16 protein-coding genes and 2 pseudogenes are annotated in these 15,745 nt (G+C 61.5%); all 18 read left to right on the top strand.

What is annotated here, in order from left to right:
- Positions 1 to 186 precede the first annotated feature (186 nt).
- The 18 genes and pseudogenes from NUV99_00425 to NUV99_00510 all read left to right on the top strand — a co-directional run bounded on the left by NUV99_00425 (position 187) and on the right by NUV99_00510 (position 15,641).
- Positions 187 to 493 (top strand): annotated as a pseudogene (locus NUV99_00425) (sugar transferase).
- Positions 494 to 557: 64 nt separating this feature from the next.
- Positions 558 to 941 carry a hemolysin XhlA family protein gene (locus tag NUV99_00430; protein MCR4418616.1) on the top strand — a complete coding sequence of 128 codons (384 nt, stop codon included), beginning with the start codon at positions 558 to 560 and terminating at the stop codon, positions 939 to 941.
- 195 nt (positions 942 to 1,136) lie between these two features.
- Positions 1,137 to 2,369, top strand: coding sequence for an HD domain-containing protein (locus NUV99_00435; GenBank protein MCR4418617.1), 1,233 nt, complete (start codon positions 1,137 to 1,139; stop codon positions 2,367 to 2,369).
- 1 nt (position 2,370) lies between these two features.
- Complete coding sequence (locus NUV99_00440) at positions 2,371 to 2,910, top strand: hypothetical protein (GenBank protein ID MCR4418618.1); 540 nt, start codon at positions 2,371 to 2,373, stop codon at positions 2,908 to 2,910.
- A 51-nt stretch (positions 2,911 to 2,961) separates the two neighbouring features.
- Positions 2,962 to 3,451, top strand: a pseudogene (locus NUV99_00445) (sugar transferase).
- 68 nt (positions 3,452 to 3,519) lie between these two features.
- Complete coding sequence (locus tag NUV99_00450) at positions 3,520 to 3,720, top strand: hypothetical protein (GenBank protein MCR4418619.1); 201 nt, start codon at positions 3,520 to 3,522, stop codon at positions 3,718 to 3,720.
- Positions 3,707 to 3,976, top strand: a complete 270-nt coding sequence (locus tag NUV99_00455) for a type II toxin-antitoxin system RelE/ParE family toxin (GenBank protein MCR4418620.1) — start codon at positions 3,707 to 3,709, stop codon at positions 3,974 to 3,976. The genes NUV99_00450 and NUV99_00455 overlap by 14 nt, the downstream gene beginning before the upstream one ends.
- A 485-nt stretch (positions 3,977 to 4,461) precedes the next feature.
- Positions 4,462 to 4,791, top strand: coding sequence for a type II toxin-antitoxin system PrlF family antitoxin (locus NUV99_00460; GenBank protein MCR4418621.1), 330 nt, complete (start codon positions 4,462 to 4,464; stop codon positions 4,789 to 4,791).
- Positions 4,788 to 5,225 (top strand): PIN domain-containing protein, encoded by a 438-nt coding sequence (locus NUV99_00465; GenBank protein MCR4418622.1) that lies wholly within the window; start codon positions 4,788 to 4,790, stop codon positions 5,223 to 5,225. Before NUV99_00460 ends, NUV99_00465 begins: the two co-directional genes overlap by 4 nt.
- 233 nt (positions 5,226 to 5,458) lie before the next feature.
- A complete protein-coding gene (locus NUV99_00470; GenBank protein ID MCR4418623.1) occupies positions 5,459 to 6,196 on the top strand; it encodes a hypothetical protein in 738 nt (245 codons plus the stop codon).
- Positions 6,197 to 6,464: 268 nt separating this feature from the next.
- Positions 6,465 to 7,880, top strand: coding sequence for a sugar transferase (locus NUV99_00475; protein MCR4418624.1), 1,416 nt, complete (start codon positions 6,465 to 6,467; stop codon positions 7,878 to 7,880).
- A gap of 270 nt (positions 7,881 to 8,150) precedes the next feature.
- Positions 8,151 to 8,525, top strand: a complete 375-nt coding sequence (locus tag NUV99_00480) for a nucleotidyltransferase domain-containing protein (protein ID MCR4418625.1) — start codon at positions 8,151 to 8,153, stop codon at positions 8,523 to 8,525.
- 231 nt (positions 8,526 to 8,756) lie between these two features.
- Positions 8,757 to 10,085, top strand: coding sequence for a UDP-glucose/GDP-mannose dehydrogenase family protein (locus tag NUV99_00485; protein ID MCR4418626.1), 1,329 nt, complete (start codon positions 8,757 to 8,759; stop codon positions 10,083 to 10,085).
- A 50-nt stretch (positions 10,086 to 10,135) separates the two neighbouring features.
- Positions 10,136 to 10,729 carry an NAD-dependent epimerase/dehydratase family protein gene (locus NUV99_00490; protein MCR4418627.1) on the top strand — a complete coding sequence of 198 codons (594 nt, stop codon included), beginning with the start codon at positions 10,136 to 10,138 and terminating at the stop codon, positions 10,727 to 10,729.
- 441 nt (positions 10,730 to 11,170) lie between these two features.
- Positions 11,171 to 12,259 carry a Coenzyme F420 hydrogenase/dehydrogenase, beta subunit C-terminal domain gene (locus tag NUV99_00495; GenBank protein ID MCR4418628.1) on the top strand — a complete coding sequence of 363 codons (1,089 nt, stop codon included), beginning with the start codon at positions 11,171 to 11,173 and terminating at the stop codon, positions 12,257 to 12,259.
- Positions 12,260 to 12,382: 123 nt separating this feature from the next.
- Positions 12,383 to 13,534, top strand: coding sequence for a hypothetical protein (locus tag NUV99_00500; protein ID MCR4418629.1), 1,152 nt, complete (start codon positions 12,383 to 12,385; stop codon positions 13,532 to 13,534).
- 28 nt (positions 13,535 to 13,562) lie between these two features.
- Entirely contained in the window at positions 13,563 to 14,546 is a 984-nt protein-coding gene (locus tag NUV99_00505) for a glycosyltransferase (GenBank protein ID MCR4418630.1), read from the top strand.
- Positions 14,547 to 14,786: 240 nt separating this feature from the next.
- Positions 14,787 to 15,641, top strand: coding sequence for a glycosyltransferase (locus tag NUV99_00510; GenBank protein ID MCR4418631.1), 855 nt, complete (start codon positions 14,787 to 14,789; stop codon positions 15,639 to 15,641).
- Positions 15,642 to 15,745: the final 104 nt, after the last annotated feature.

The following is a 15,745-nucleotide window of genomic DNA, read 5'->3' on the forward strand; positions in this document are numbered from 1 at the left end:
GCCGGACCGCAAAACTAATTTTCATGGCCCCCGCCAAAACCGGCAGGAATTTCTTGCGCGCCTGGCAAATTGTGCATATCAAAGGGAGGCAATGATTCCCGCTCCTGCCCCGGTTCCCGGAAGTAGGCCGCCGCTTCAAGCTCTACAAGCGCCAACGAGGCCGACGGCCCGGTATTCAAGATTAAAAACGACCCCCGCGTCACCCGCGTGGGCCGGGTCCTCAGGCGCACCAGCCTGGACGAGCTTCCCCAGTTCATCAACGTGCTCAAAGGGGACATGAGCGTGGTGGGCCCGCGCCCGCCCCTTCCCCACGAAGTGGAGCAGTACGACGGCGCCTGGCGGCGAAGGCTTTCGGTCAAGCCCGGCATCACCTGCATCTGGCAGGCCACGGCCAGAAACCACGCCAGCGCACATAGACCGCTGGAGCCTGTGGCTGGATATCAAGTTCGTGGCCCGCACCGCCCTGGCCGTCCTGGGCATGACAGGGCAGTGAGGGCAGACAGTTTCATTGCCCAGACTTCCCGGTTATGGTAAGATAAGGCCAGGAGGGAGGCCGGATGGCTATGCCTCGAGAGGAGATCGAGAAGCCGCAGGAGCAGATAGCTGCCGGGGCGGAAAGCCCCGGGCCGGGCGGTGGAGGTCCCTACCGGGGCTTTGATCCTTTCATACAGTACGTTCTTCACCGGCTGGACAGCATAGAAGCTAGCCTGCGCGGAGAGATAAAGCAGTTAGAGGGCAAAGTGGACGCCAAGATAGAGCAGTTGGACGCCAAGATAGATGACAAGATAGAGCAGATGGGTGCTAGGCTGGATGACAAGATAGGCAAGCTGGAAAACAAAATAGACAGGTTGCACGGAGAAATTCACTGGCTTATCGGGATCGTAATCGGCGCAGCAGGTCTCGCCGTGGCAATAGTTGCCTGGTTGTCCCAGGCCAGGTAGACCCCGCCAGCCAGACCTCGACTACATAGACCGCTGGAGCCTGTGGCTGGATATCAAGCTCGTGGCCCGCACCGCCCTGGCCGTGTTGAGCCTGACGGGGCAGTAAGGGAGCCTCGCCTTGCTCGCGCATACACAACCGGCGGCCCGCACCTGCCCGGGATTTCGCGCCTGACCGGTCAACAGGGGGCTCGAATGGTGAAGGACTACCGTGATCCGCTTTACGGCTTTATCACCGTGAACGATTGCGAACAGCGAATCATCGATACGCGCTACTTCCAGCGGCTGCGGAACGTAAACCAGCTAGGCACCACGTTCCTAGTCTACCCCAGCGCCATGCATACTCGTTTTGAGCACTCGCTGGGCACCCTCTTTGTGATGGACAAGATGCTGGACACATTGCTGTCCAGATACGGCAAGGTTCTAGGATGGTCACCAGCCGAGGCGGCTGCGTACCGGCGCATGGGCCGGTTGGCCGGGTTGCTGCACGACCTGGGACACGCGCCGTTCTCCCATGCGGCGGAGGGGCTTTTTCCGGGTGGTCTGGAGCACCAAGATTACACCTTGCTCCTAATCACTTCTACGGAGATAGCCGACCTCATTGACGGCTTCCTCGGACCGGGAGGGGCGACCACGGTGGCCGAAATTGCCGTGGGTGCGGCCAAGGATAGGAATGCGGCCTTCGTCTCTGAACTGCTGACGGGAGACTTCGGTGCCGACCGCATAGACTATCTAATCAGGGACTCCTACCACCTGGGGGTGCAGTACGGTCGCTTTGACGTTCACCGCCTCCTTAACACCCTGATGGTGCGGCAGCACCATGAAGACGGCGGACCGGAGCTGGTTTTGGAGGAAGGCGGCATCCACACCGTGGAGGGATTTCTCCTCGCCCGTTACTTCATGTTCCTAGACGTGTACTATCACAAGACGAGGCGCATTTTAGATTACCACCTGGCAGAATTTCTAACGGCGACCTTGAAGGGAGGAACCTACCCCCGCGACGTAGAAGATTTTGCCGGGTGGGATGATCACCGGGTGTGGTCCTTGTTGAACGCGCACAGGAATCATGATGCGGCGCGCCGTCTCCTTGAGCGTCGGCACTTCCGGGCCGCCTTCGAAACCAGTGATCATCCTGACCCGGTAGAACTGGAGCGGTTCGACTGGCTCAAGGCGGAGGTTAAGGCTCGGTTTGGCGAAGAGCAGATCCGTTTCGACGAGGCCACCAGGGCGCCGTACGCCTACGAGCGACCACCGATCTATGTCCGTCACCGGGACGGCTATGTTCCCCTGAAGGATCGATCCTCCCTGGTCCGCGATCTGAGGCGAATCGAGAAATGCCGTGTTTATGCAGAGCCCGCGATCAGGGATGAGGTAGAGAGCTTCTGCGATTACTTCTGGAAACAGAGGCAGGCAAGAAGAGGAGGTGGATGAAATGGGCGAGCGGCTCAGGCGCCTGGGAGCAGTAGCCCAGGCAGTGTGCGCGGGCACGGAGAGGGGCTTGCCCGTGGGCCACACTCTACTGCAGAAGCTCTTTTACTTCCTGGAGCATGGCAAGGGGCGAGACTTGGGGTACCGCTACCGGCTCTACCACTACGGCCCGTACTGCCAGGAGGTTTGGGCGGACCTGAGCTACCTTGAGGATGTAGGTGCGGTATCCATTCGCGGCGGTCCCAACGGTTACGGTTACCATATCTATGCTCGGGAAGATATCAAGGGCCTCGTAAGCTTCGCTGACGAAGACCTCAGGAAGCAAGTGAATAGCTTGGTGGAGTTCCTTGGTGGCCGGTCGGCGCGGGAGCTGGAATGCTTGGCTACCACCCACTACGTTTACAAAGAGCTCCGGCGGGCGCGGCAGGATTCTGCCCCTGCTTGGGAGACGGTAATGCAGGGGGTGCGGGCCCTAAAGCCGCACTTGAGCGAGGACGAGGTTCGGGCGGCCTGGCAGGCCTTGCAGGAGAAGGGCTTGTTATGAAGCCCGGATAAAGCGGCCCTCCCCCTTTGCCCGTAGGAGGTCAGGCGCCTGGTGCTGGCCCTGGCCGTCAAGCTCGATACGCCCGGGCCGGTGTTCTACGCCCAGGAGCGGGTGGGCCTGCACGGCCGCCGCTTCAAGCTCTATAAGTTCCGCACCATGGTTAAGGACGCGGACAAGCTCCTGCCGCAGTTGCTCTCCGCCAACGAGGCCGACGGGCCGGTATTCAAGATTAAAAACGACCCCCGCGTCACCCGCGTGGGCCGGGTCCTCAGGCGCATCAGCCTGGACGAGCTTCCCCAGTTCATCAACGTGCTCAAAGGGGACATGAGCGTGGTGGGCCCGCGCCCGCCCCTGCCCCACGAGGTGGAGCAGTACGACGGCGCCTGGCGCCGGCGGCTGTCGGTCAAGCCCGGCATCACCTGCATCTGGCAGGCCACGGCCAGGAGCCACGCCAGCACACATAGACCGCTGGAGCCTGTGGCTGGATATCAAGCTCGTGGCCCGCACCGCCCTGGCCGTCCTGGGCATGACGGGGCAGTAAGAGGTCGTGCTCTGGCCGGGGTTGTTGTGGTAGGATAGAACTGAATTCCGTATGGGAGGTAGTTCATATTGGAAGGGCCACAACGGTTAAGAGAACGGTATATAGTAGATGCTGCCGGTAGAAAGCAGGGGGTCATCATTCCGGTGGCGCGGTACCGGCGCCTGCTAGAGGACCTTCACGACTTGGCAGTAGTAGCGGAGCGGCGGGAGGAAGCCTCGGTTCCCCTGGAGGAAATCAAACATCGGCTGAAAGAGGATGGAATACTATAGCGTTTATCTCAAGCCCTCCGCGGAAAAGGATCTGCGGCGGTTGTCTCCGCCGCTGGTTTCACGTGTTTTGGCGGCAATTGAGGGGTTGCGGTCGGCGCCCTTTCCTCCGGGCGCGGTTAAACTGACCGGCGCACAGCGCGTTTATCGGCTCCGGGTCGGCGACTACCGCATCATATACGAGGTTAATGCCCACACCCGCGAGGTAACGGTATACTATGTCCGGCACCGTCGGGAGGCCTATCGTAGCCTACCATAAAGCAGGTGTAACTCGAGCATCGCCGGGCAGTAGGGGGTGTGCTCGGCCCATGCATAAAGATTACCGTGAGATGGGTGAACGGCGGAGGCGGCTAGGAGCCATGGCTCAGACGGTGCACGCGGGCTCTTCTATTTCCTAGAGCACGCGGAGGGCATCGATTTGGGCTACCGCTACCGCCTGTACCACTACGGCCCGTATTGTCACGAGGTGTGGGCTGACCTGAGTTACCTTGAAGGCATCGGCGCCGTGGCCGTGATACTACACGCCCCGAACGCCCGGAAGAACAGAATAGGAGAAAAAGGCGGCATACGAAGCAAGAATAGTCGAGCAAGAGCGCTCGGAAGGCCGTGCATCTGGCAGGCCACGGCCAGGAGCCACGCCAGCGCACATAGACCGCTGGAGCCTGTGGCTGGATATCAAGCTCGTAGCCCGCACCGCCCTGGCCGTCTTGGGCATGACGGGGCAATAGGGGAGAACCTTCGTCATTGACCACCGGCTCGATTATGGAGTATGATAGTGGCCAGGAAGGGGGAACGGTCATGGCGGAAATCCGGGCTGCGGCCCGTATCACCGGAAAGGGGCAGGTACAGGTACCTCTAAGCATCAGAAAGGCAGTAGGGGCAGAAATCGGGGACGATTTGCTTTTCGCGGTGACGGACGACGGCCGCATAACGGTCGAGTTGCGTAAACGCACCCGCCTTAGGCACCTAGGGGGGGTTCTGCGGACCGAAAGGCAATTTCCGGGCATTGAAGAGGAGGAAGTGGGTGCCCGCGAGGCGTGGGTCCGGCGGCGACAGGCGGGCACTGAGAAGTGAAGAAGGCTTGGGTGGATGCCAATGTAGTGCTACGGTTCTTGCTGCGGGATGACGAGCGGTTGTATGCCAAGGCGGCAAGGATTATGGACCTGGTGGAAGAGGGTCAACTTCTTCTGCTAGTATCGCCCCTCACGGTGGCCGAACTGGTGTGGACCCTCGAGTCGTTTTACGCCCTTCCCAGGGAGCGTATCAGAGAAGTTCTGTCCGCCTTTCTGACCGCAAGCGGTGTCGAGGCGGAGGAGCGGCAAGTGGTGCTGGCCGCCCTTGAGGACTATGTGGAGCAAAATGTTGATTTTATCGATGCCTACCTGGCCAGGCATGCCGTGGCCAGGGGGGTGCCTCTGGTGTGCACCTTTGATCGGAAACACTTTTCCAGGCTGCCCGTCCGCACTCTTCTGGGGCCGGAAGGGCAGCAGCAGGAGACACCTCCTTAAATTAGGCCGGCTATTTCCCGGCCGGGGCGTACTTACGCACTGCGGGTCTGACCGCGAGCACTTTTCATGCCGGTGGCGACGCCCAACAGGCCGCCCACCCAACCCGGTCGCCGGGGCGGTCACGTTATAGGCGTGGCTTTTTCCTCCGCGAAGCGGTGGTATACTGCGCATAGAGCGGCCGCGAGCCGTTGTCGCCGGCCCGCCCGAGGGGTCAGATAAGGAGGTGAAGGGCGGTGGGCACAGCCAACCCGCAGGAGTTCGAGGAGCTAATCCGGCAGAAGCTGCCGGAGTTGCTCCGGCGGCGACCGGAGTTCCGGCACGAAATCATGGGTATAATGGCCGAGACCCTGGCCACCAAGGACGAGCTGGCAGCCATTCTGAAGCGATTGGAGGCCCACGAGGAGGCCAGCCGCCGCCGCTTTGAGGCTATGGAGCGTCGCTTTGAGGCCATAGAGCGCCGCTTTGAGGCCGTAGATCGTCGCTTCGAGGCCGTAGAGCGCCGCTTCGAGGCCGTAGATCGTCGCTTCGAGGCCCTAGAGCGTCGCCTGGAGGGGGTAATTACCGATCTGCGGGACCTGCGCCTGGAAGTTTCCGCCTTAAGCGGCAGGCTCGGACGCGGCCTGGAGGACATCGTGCGCCAGACGGTAGAGCGCTTCTCCGGGCAGAAGTTCCGGGAAGCCAAACGTCTGGTGCTGCAGGACGAGGCCGGGGAGCTGTACGGCGTGCCGGCGGAAGTGGAGTTCGACCTCTACCTGGCGGACGATTTGAGCTGGGTGGTGGAGGTCAAGTCCCACGTCAAGACGGGGGACGTACTAAACTTCTACCGCAAGAAGCTCTTTGCCGAGGCCCAACTGGGCCGCCCCCTCAAGGGGCTTTTAATCAGCGCCAGTATCGACCGGCAGGCCAAGAAGAGGTGCCGGGAGCTGGGGCTGGAAGTCATGTGCCGGGCCGTCGTCCAAAACCGGGCCTAGCGCCCACCGGCGCCCGCAAGTGTTCCGGCTCCAAAATTACTTTGCAGCCCCCGCCAAAACCGGCAGGAATTTCTTGCGCGCCTGGCAAATTGTGCATACCAAAGGGAGGCAATGGTTCCCGCTCCTGCCCCGGTTCCCGGAAGCGAGACCCAGGGCAAAGAAGAGAGAAGAAAAAAGGGGGATACGAAGCAAGAACATTCCCAAACCGACCGGTAACGGCAGCCGGTCGTCCGTCATTGCGCGCCTTGGGAGGAGGTAGAAACCGGTCATGCTGCGCCATCGCGTGCGCGAGCTGCGCCTCGCCATGGCCGTGGTGGAGGCGGGCGCGGTGTTCGTTTCCGCCGCCCTGGCCGCGGCCGCCCGCTTCCCCAGCCTGGAGCAGGCGGCGGCCGTCCTGCAGGCCCAGCTCGGTCCCCACCTTTTCTGGGTAACCTGGCTCGTTCCGGCGGCCTGGGTGGTGCTGCTGGACGGCTTCGGGCTTTACCACCCCCGGAGGCTGTGGGCGGCCCGGGAGGAGGCCCTTTTGGTGCTGCGGGCCTGGCTCTTACTGGGCGCCGGCCTGGCCGCCTTCCTGGTGCTGGCCAAGGTGGACGTAAGCCGCCTGTTCTTGGCCTATTTCCTTTCCTTCCTGCTTTTGCTCACCCTGGCCCTGCGGCTAGCCCTGCGCGCCGGCTTCAGCTTCCTGCGGCGCCGGGGCCGCAACCGGCGTTACCTCTTGCTGGTGGGGGGCGGCGGCCGGGGCCGGCGGCTTTTGCAGGGGCTAAGGCGGCACCCGGAGCTGGGCATAGAGGCCGTAGGGTACCTGGACGACGACCCCTCCCCGGAAATGGCGGTGGACGGCCTGCCCCGCCTGGGGCCGGTGGAAGCCCTGGAAGAGGTGCTGCACTCCCGGGTGGTGGACGAAGTGGCGGTGTGCCTGCCGCTCTCCGCCCTGGACAAGCTCAACCGGGTAATAGAGGTGTGCGAAGCCGAGGGCAAGCAGGTGCGCCTGCCGGTGGACTTCTGGCCCACCCGGGTCTTTAAGGGCCGGCTGGCCGAGTTCGAGGGCGTGCCCCTGCTCACCCTCTCCTGCGGCCCGGATAGGGAATTGGCCCTGGCGGCCAAGCGGCTGTTCGACCTGGCCTTCTCCGTCCTGGCGCTGGCCCTCACCTCCCCGCTCTTTCTTCTCATCGCCCTGGCCATCAAGCTCGACTCCCCCGGCCCGGTCTTTTACGCCCAGGAGCGGGTGGGCCTGCACGGCCGCCGCTTCAAGCTCTACAAGTTCCGCACCATGGTTAAGGACGCGGACAAGCTCCTCCCCCAGCTTTTGGCGGCCAACGAGGCCGACGGGCCGGTGTTCAAGATCAAAAACGACCCCCGCGTCACCCGCGTGGGCCGGGTCCTCAGGCGCACCAGCCTGGACGAGCTGCCCCAGTTCATCAACGTGCTCAAAGGGGACATGAGCGTGGTGGGCCCGCGGCCGCCCCTGCCGCACGAAGTGGAGCAGTACGACGGCGCCTGGCGCCGGCGCCTTTCCGTCAAGCCCGGCATCACGTGCATCTGGCAGGCCACGACCAGAAACCACGCCAGCTTCGAGGAATGGGTGAAGATGGACCTGGAGTACATAGACCGCTGGAGCCTGTGGCTGGATATTAAGCTGGTGGCCCGTACCGCCCTGGCCGTCCTGGGCATGACGGGGCAGTAAGCGCACGGCATTCGCGTTGCCCGTACTTCCCGTTTATGGTAGGCTGGAGGCAGGGGGGAGGCGGGACGGCTGTACCTCAAGATGACCTCTGAAGCCTCAGCGGCAGAGTATGCAAGCCGGAATGGTTGCGTCGGCACGCCGGGTGGGGAGCGGGGTAGGGAACGCGGTGGCCGGAACGGCAAGATACCCGGAAGACATCGCAAAAGCGTTGAGCGCATATCCGGGTCCGGTGGCCAAAGAGTACGTTGCGAAAGCGCAGAAGGTGATAGAGTGGATAAGGCAGACCGCGCATCTGGAATCGGAACCCTGATAAGCGCTTACCTTCGGATCCTATCCTCTCTCGGTATCGAAGTTTCTAGAGTTTACCTCTTCGGTTCGTGCGCTAGGGGAAGCGAACGGGGGGACAGCGATATAGATCTGATTGTCGTTTCCCCTAGTTTTGAAGGTATGGATCTACGGCAGCGGGCCGTCATTTTAGGAAGGGCCGCCGGGAAGCTAATGGCGCCCATCGATGCCAGGGGGTATACGCCGGAGGAAATTAGTCTCGATAGGCTGGACCCCGCCGGCTTCCTGTGGGATGTTCTCGTAAGGCAACCCGTGGTGGAATATGCCCAACCTCCCGACCAAGGAAGACCTGAAGCTTAAGTTCATAAACGTGCTCCGGCCCGTATTGTCACGAGGTGTGGGCTGACCTGAGTTACCTTGAAGACATCGGCGCCGTGACCGTGATACTACACGCCCCGGACGCAGCCAGCTCGCGTAACCGCACAACTCGGGCCTGTGGCTGGGCCTGAAGCTGGTGGCCCGCACCTGCCTGGCGGTGCTAACCATGACGGGGCAGTAGGGGGTTAGGCCTTGGGAGGGCAGTGAGTAGAGGTGGAAGTTATTGTACTCGGTCTAGGTTATGTTGGCGCCGTAGCGGCCGCGGCTCTGGCCGTTACGGGGAAAAAAGTCGTCGGTATAGACATTGATCACCATAAAGTGACTGCGTTTCAGGCTGGAAGGGTGCCCTTTTACGAGCCCGGCCTGGCCGAGCTGGTGGAGCAGGCGAACAGAGCAGGCAGTCTTTCGTTCGCCACGCCGGACGAAATAGACACTCTGGACGCGCAGGTAGCTGTCATCTGTGTGGGAACTCCTTCGCAGCCAAATGGGGCGGCCGACCTTTCGCAGGTCCGCGCTGCCGTTCAGTGGGTTAGGGATAAGTTTCGTGGTCCAGGGGTGGTGGTAATGAAGAGCACCATACCTCCCGGGACCGGGCGGCGCCTGGTGGCTCAGTATTTGAGTGGGGGCGATAAGAGGATCTCCTATGTGTCGAATCCGGAGTTCCTGCGGGAAGGTCAGGCGGTGCATGATTGGTTCCATCCTGACAGAATCGTTATAGGTGGGGAGGAACCCGAAAGCATTGAAATGGCACGTTCTCTCTTTACTGGGATAGACGCCCCGGTGGTCATAACGGATATCACAAGCGCCGAACTTATCAAGTATGCGGCCAACGCCTTTCTGGCCACCAAGATTAGTTTCATTAACGAAATCGCCAACTTGTGCGAGAAGCTGGGCGCGAACATTGCGGACGTCACTCGGGCCATTGGCCTCGACCCACGCATCGGCCCCAGCTTTCTGCAGGCGGGCATCGGCTACGGCGGCTCGTGCTTCCCCAAGGACGTCCGGGCTTTGGATTTCCTCGCCACGGCCAACGGCCATAGCTTTGAGCTACTTCGGGCGGTAATCAGCGTCAATAACCGGCAGCGCCTTCTGCCAATACGAAAGCTGAGGGAGCGGCTGGGCGATCTGGCGGGTAAGCGGGTCGCGGTCCTTGGCCTGGCATTCAAGCCTGGCACCGACGACGTGCGCGAAGCCCCGGCCATCGATATCGTCCGCCTGCTCCTGGACGAAGGGGCCGAAGTTCGGGTGTACGACCCACTGGCCTTGGAAAATGCGAGAAGCGTTCTGCCGCCGCAAGTTACCTTCGCGCCTTCTGTCCTCGCGGCTATCGCCGGGTCCAATGCGGTGGTATTGGCCACCGAGTGGCCAGAGTTTATCCGCTTCGACTGGGGAGAAGCCGCCAGCTACATGCAGCCGCCCCGGGTAGTCGTGGACGGGCGGAACTGCCTGCCGTTGGAGAGACTTCTTCGTTGCGGATTAGAGTACATAGGGGTTGGTACGCGGGCCCCGAACTGCCCACGTAGCCCTGGAGAAGCTTGCTAACGTGGTTGAGATATTTGTCGAAGGCCATCACGGGCCTTAGCCGGGGCTCTTTGTGCGACCCTGGCGTCAAGGAGAAGGACGTCGAGCCCCACCTCCAGCACGCGAACTATGCGCTGGTGTGTGCGGACATCCGCGATTTGGCAGCCTTAAGGTCCAACCTACGTGGGGGGTACGACGTGATCGTTCACCTGGCGGCCAAGGCCGGGGTGCGGCCTAGCCTTGCGGACCCGGTGGGGCACCAAGAGGTCAACGTGGGCGGGACCCAGAACCTCCTGGAGCTGGCGCGGCATTGGGGCGTAAGGCAGTTCGTGTTCGCCTCCTCCGGCGTGTCCGGGGTAAACCCCAACCTGCCCTGGCGGGAGGACGACAACGTCCTGCGCCCCATCAGCCCCTACGCGGCCACCAAGGTGGCCGGGGAGCTGTTGGGCCACGTGTACAGCCACCCCTACGGCATCCGCTTCATCGCCCTGCGGCTGTTCACTGTTTACGTCCCCCGCCAGCGGCCGGACCTGGCCATTCACAAATTTGCCCGGCTGATGCTTCAAGGCCGGCCCATCCCGCTCTATGGGGACGGGCCGCCCCGTACCTATACTGGACATGGTCAAGGCCCTGGAGCAGGCGCTCGGGGTAAAAGCCAGCGTTGAACACCTCCCGGAGCAGCCCGGCGATGTACCCCGGACCTGGGCGGACACGGCCAAGTCGGAGCGGCTCTTGGGTTATTCGCCGAAGACGGGTTTCGAGGCGGGTATGGAATCCTTCGTGCGCTGGCTCGTAGGTGGACCGAAGGGGCTACGCACCTTGCAAGGGCTCAGTGGGGAGAGTTCTCTTAAATGGCGCAGGCCAGATCTGCCGGGCCAACGATAGGGGACGTATGGGCACGGGGCCTCTGCTGCGAGTGCGGTACGTGCAGCGGCATATGTCCAACCGGGGCAGTATATATGCTAGGGACCACGACCGGCGCTTATCGTCCCTACGTGGATAGCGCCCGATGCACACACTGCGGGCGGTGCGTTCGCGTCTGTCCGGGAATTGCACCGGAGCCAGGATCCGCCGAACGCTTTTCTCAGGTAGACGGCGCCGCACCCTTGGGGCCGATCACCTCGTGCTACCTCGCACATGCCGCCCAGGCCGAGATCAGAAATGCTGGCGCTTCAGGCGGCGTAGTCTCCGCCTTCGCCATGTACTTGCTGGACGGCGGAGTAGTCGATGCGGTGATCGCGGCGAAGATGTCAGAGGGCGCACCGGTTAGACCCGCGTTGGTGCTTGCCAGAACCGCCGACGAGGTCTTGGCCTGTGCGCAATCAAAGTACCTCCCTATACCGGTGAACGACGCCCTCAGGGTAGTTATCGAAGAACCGGCCAGATACGCAGTTATAGGCCTGCCCTGCCAAGTCCGTGGAATAAGGAAGGCAGCCCTGGAGAACCCCCGTATCAGCGACAGGATCAAACTGTGTATCGGGCTCTTCTGCGGTTTCCGTGTCAGCTTTAATGCAACTAGGTTCTGGCTGAGAAAGTTGCGTGTGAGTGAGGGCGCGGTTGCTTCTCTTGAGTTTCGTGCGAGGAGCAGCGCGGACTGGGACAGAGGCGGCGGCGGCTTTCTGGTGAGAACCCACAAAGGTGAAGAATACTACATCCCAAAGTCACTCTTCAGCCTTACCGATAGTCTATTCGTTTCCAGAAGGTGTACGCTCTGTGAGGACCTTACTAATGAATACGCCGACCTTTCAGTGGGCGACCCGGGCCCGCTGGGGGTAAAGGAGTCTCTTGTCTTGTGTCGCACTCCAGAAGCCGAAGCTCTCCTGCTGGATGCGCGGAACCGGGGGTTCATCGTCCTACGTGCGGTTACGAAGGACCTTGCAACATGGGCTCACCTAGGAAATGTTTCCTACAAGAAGAACTCAGTAGCGGCGCGCTTCCGAGTTCACAAAGCCCTTGGCTTCGCTGTACCGCAGAGCCAGGTCGCTGCGGGGCGGGCTAGTGCAGCGTCATACCTTGGCGCCCTATTGTTACTGCTCAACTCGGTCGTTTGTGCGCGGCCGGAAGCGCCCGCATTGCTCGCGCGGATACCGATAAAGATAATCGAAAAGTACTCCTGGTTAGTAACGCTTCTGTTAATGCATGACACCAAGACGCTGATGCGCAAAGCGATCCGTCGCCTCTCTAGGGCGAGATGAGCGTGGCCGCCTTTTCGGACAGAGCCGGAGAAACTGGTCGCTTCCATCGGTAGGTAGGGCGCGTGTTCGGGTCCCACGCTAGCCCGCAAAAGCTCACAATCTTGGGAGGCGATAAGGTCGGCCGTGACCTTACGTGAGCTCATTTATAGGGTTGCCGAAAGCTTTACCGGTGTGGAGCCGGGGACGAATGGACCCTGGCGGACTGCTCAAACGCCCGTCCGCAACTCGGCTCACTGGCTCATCCTGTTCAGCTGGGTCTACTCTGCCACGAATAAGGAGAAGTACTTAGATGTCGTAGCGCGGCTGGCGGAGTACTTAGTTTCACGGGAGGCTAGGCCGCACGGGTTTACGTTTTACAATCTCAGGGAGCACCAGGCAAATCAGGCGAACGGGCTCATAGGTCAGGCATGGGTCTTCGAGGCGCTCGCGGAGGCAACACGGGTCCTGCAGAACGATAGGTACGCCGCCGTCGCGGAGGAGGTCTTCCTACAACACCCGTTTTCCGAGCGGTACGGTTTGTGGCACAGTGTAGAGCCCGACGGGCGGGTTCTGTCTGTGCATTCTACGCTGAACCAGCAAGTGTGGTTTGCCGCTACGGCGGCGCGTCTTCCCGGACCCCGCTCTCCCGAGGTCAAGGCTCGCGTGCTGAAGTTTATGGATAGGGTTGAGGGGCACCTCCACATCCTCGGTAAGGGTCTTTTGGGGATGCATGTAAGGTCACTGCCCCCTACAGATGGAAGTGGGGTAAAGCGCATGATTCGAGCAGTCCTTAGAAGATGGCCCGACCGGGTGGAGGATCTTCGTTACCTCTTTGCCTCACGCGCAAGCGGGTCGTGCAGTCGGCCTACGTTGTTTAGGTACTTGGACATGTCCCTGGGCTATCATGCCTTCAGCCTCTACGGTTTAGCCCTCTTGAGGGCAGCGGTCCCGCACCACCCTTTCTGGAACTCGCGTTCCCTGCGTCGCGTTCTTCTATGGACCCAGTCGCGGCAGTACAAGTCAGAACTCGAAGGCAATACCTTCGCATTCGGCTACAACCCGACGGGTTTTGAGGTCCCGTACGTCCTAACGGTCTTCGGGCCTTACGGGGAAGCGGGAACAGGGGATCCCGTGGGGGAATGCCGGTGGTGGATACAGGAGCAGGTGAGGCGTTGCTATGACCCCGCCGAGGGGCGTTTCAGGCGCAATACTGCTGATCCGGCTACTCTGACCAGCAGACTGTACGAAGCCACACGGCTACCGCAGTGGCTTCTGGAGACGGAACTGGCAATTTAGACGCTGCCACGGCTTAGGGGGCTAGATAATGGGCCAGAACTATCCGGCTGGGAAGCCGCCAACCGTAAGTGTGATCATCCCAACGTACAACCGGGCGCACCTGGTGGGCCGGGCGATCAAGAGCGTACTCAACCAGACCTACCAGGACTTCGAGATCATCGTGGTGGACGATGCCTCCAGGGACAACACCGAAGAGGTGGTCAGGAGCTTCAACGACCCGCGCATCCGCTACCTCCGGCATGAGCACAACCTCGGCGGCTCCGCCGCGCGCAATACGGGCATCCGCGCCGCCCGCGGCGAGTTCATAGCTTTCCTGGACTCCGACGATGAGTGGCTACCCGAGAAACTGGCCTACCAACTCGCTGTCTTCTCCGAAGATCACGACTGTGGAGCAGTGTACACGGAGCTGGTTTGGGTTTCCGACGATGGGCCCGCGAGACGGGTTGGTACCCGTGCTCCGGAGGGGAATATATTGAAGCAACTATTAGGGTCCAACGTGGTTGGGACCACTTCATCGGTCGTGATCAGGCGTGAGTGCTTAGAAAGGGTCGGTCTGTTCGACGAGACGTTGCCAAGCTGTCAAGACTGGGACCTCTGGATACGCATTGCAAGGCTGTACCGCTTCAGGAAGGTTTCCATTCCCCTGGTAAGGTATTACTGGCACCGAGCGCAGATCTCGACCGACGAGGCGGCTGTCGTGCGCGGGCATGCGGCAATCCTCGCGAAGTACGGCCGCGAAATCCGCTTGCTTGGCCGTAAGCGCATTGAGGGCAGCCACTACTTCGTTCTGGGGCGCCAGCTCTGTCACCTAGGGAACTTCCGGCTGGGCAGATATTACCTTTTCCGTGCTGCGGTTAGCTCCCCGTGGCGCGCGCACCATACCGTGTACGCTCTAGCTGCCCTACTCGGACCACAATGGTTTTGGCGGCTGAGGGCGTGCAAGCGCGCTCTTGGGTGTGCACTTGGGTTGGTTTCACGGCTACGTCGGCGAGAGGCTCCAGGGCTACCCTGAGACCAGGTATGGTCCCCTGGTAGGCACCAGCGTCTACAGTCCGGTGCATGTGGGGCGGGGTGCCACTGGTTGGGGTGGCCCGACGGCCTTGGTAGTACGCCGTCGCTGCTGCATTGTGGACCGGCAGGTCAACAGAGCAGAGTGATGGGGGCCGCACGGAAGCTCCGCGCACAGGGCGGCCTCCGGCGAGGGTCCTGGTGTTCAAGACGACGGGGTGGGGGTGCGACGGTCGCCGTGAGGGTGTCGCTCATACTAGCAACAGTCTGCAGAACGTGGGAGGTCGCGCGCTTTTTGGATTCGCTTGTGCGGCAGAGCTACCGCGACTGGGAACTCGTCGTTGTGGACCAGAATCCGGACGCGCGCCTGAAACCCATCTTAGATGCGTACGTCGGGTGCGTAGGGCCTATATACCATCTGCGTGCGGAGAGGGGGCTTTCCCGTGCTCGTAACGTAGGCCTAGGACACATCGCGGGCGACATCGTGGGCTTCCCGGATGATGACTGCTGGTACCCGCCCGATCTGCTGGAGCGCGTGGTGGGGTTTTTCGAGCTAGAGCAGGGAACCGCGGGCCTTTGCGGCAGAGCGTCAGACGAACATGGAAGGTCGGTCATGGGGCGTTGGGCACCTTCGGCCGGTCCGATTGGGCTCTCTAATGTTTGGTATACGGGCGTGTCCTTTACGATCTTTCTTCGTACGGAGGCGGTTTCCGCCGTTGGGCCTTTTGACGAAAGGCTCGGGGTAGGGAGCGGGACTTGTTGGGGTTCAGGTGAGGAGACTGACTACCTGATACGGGCGATTAAGCTCGGCTTTAAACTGTGGTACGACCCGACGATCGCCGTCTACCATCCGGAACCGTTCGAGTACCTTCCGTTATCGCAGCTGGCGCGGCGATCCTATCGCTATGCCCGTGGGATGGGCTTTGTAATTGGCAAAAACGCCTACCCTCTTTGGCGGGCGGCACGCCTTGTAGCACGGCCCCTCGGAGGAGTAGCGGTCTATTGCGCGCTGGGGCGGTTCCGAAAGGCGGGGATTTCATTGGCTACGTTTGCCGGTCGGTTTTTGGGCTGGGCAGATGGTGTCATGCAGGGCCGGTGACGGTGCTGTGAGGGGCTCCGTTATCCAGAGCGTGCGCGAAGAACCGGTAGCAGCCGCCATCACCTGGGGCGCGCTAGCGGGCGTCGTTGGGCTAGCCGCCTCCG

Source organism: Clostridia bacterium, from assembly GCA_024653205.1.
In the GTDB taxonomy this organism is placed as follows: domain Bacteria; phylum Bacillota; class DSM-521; order Neomoorellales; family SLTJ01; genus JANLFO01.

Coding starts and splice junctions, on each gene's coding strand:
- NUV99_00430 (MCR4418616.1), top strand. CDS start 558: ATGGCTATGCCTCGAGAGGAGATCGAGAAGCCGCAGGAGCAGATAGCT.
- NUV99_00440 (MCR4418618.1), top strand. CDS start 2,371: ATGGGCGAGCGGCTCAGGCGCCTGGGAGCAGTAGCCCAGGCAGTGTGC.
- NUV99_00455 (MCR4418620.1), top strand. CDS start 3,707: ATGGAATACTATAGCGTTTATCTCAAGCCCTCCGCGGAAAAGGATCTG.
- NUV99_00475 (MCR4418624.1), top strand. CDS start 6,465: ATGCTGCGCCATCGCGTGCGCGAGCTGCGCCTCGCCATGGCCGTGGTG.
- NUV99_00505 (MCR4418630.1), top strand. CDS start 13,563: ATGGGCCAGAACTATCCGGCTGGGAAGCCGCCAACCGTAAGTGTGATC.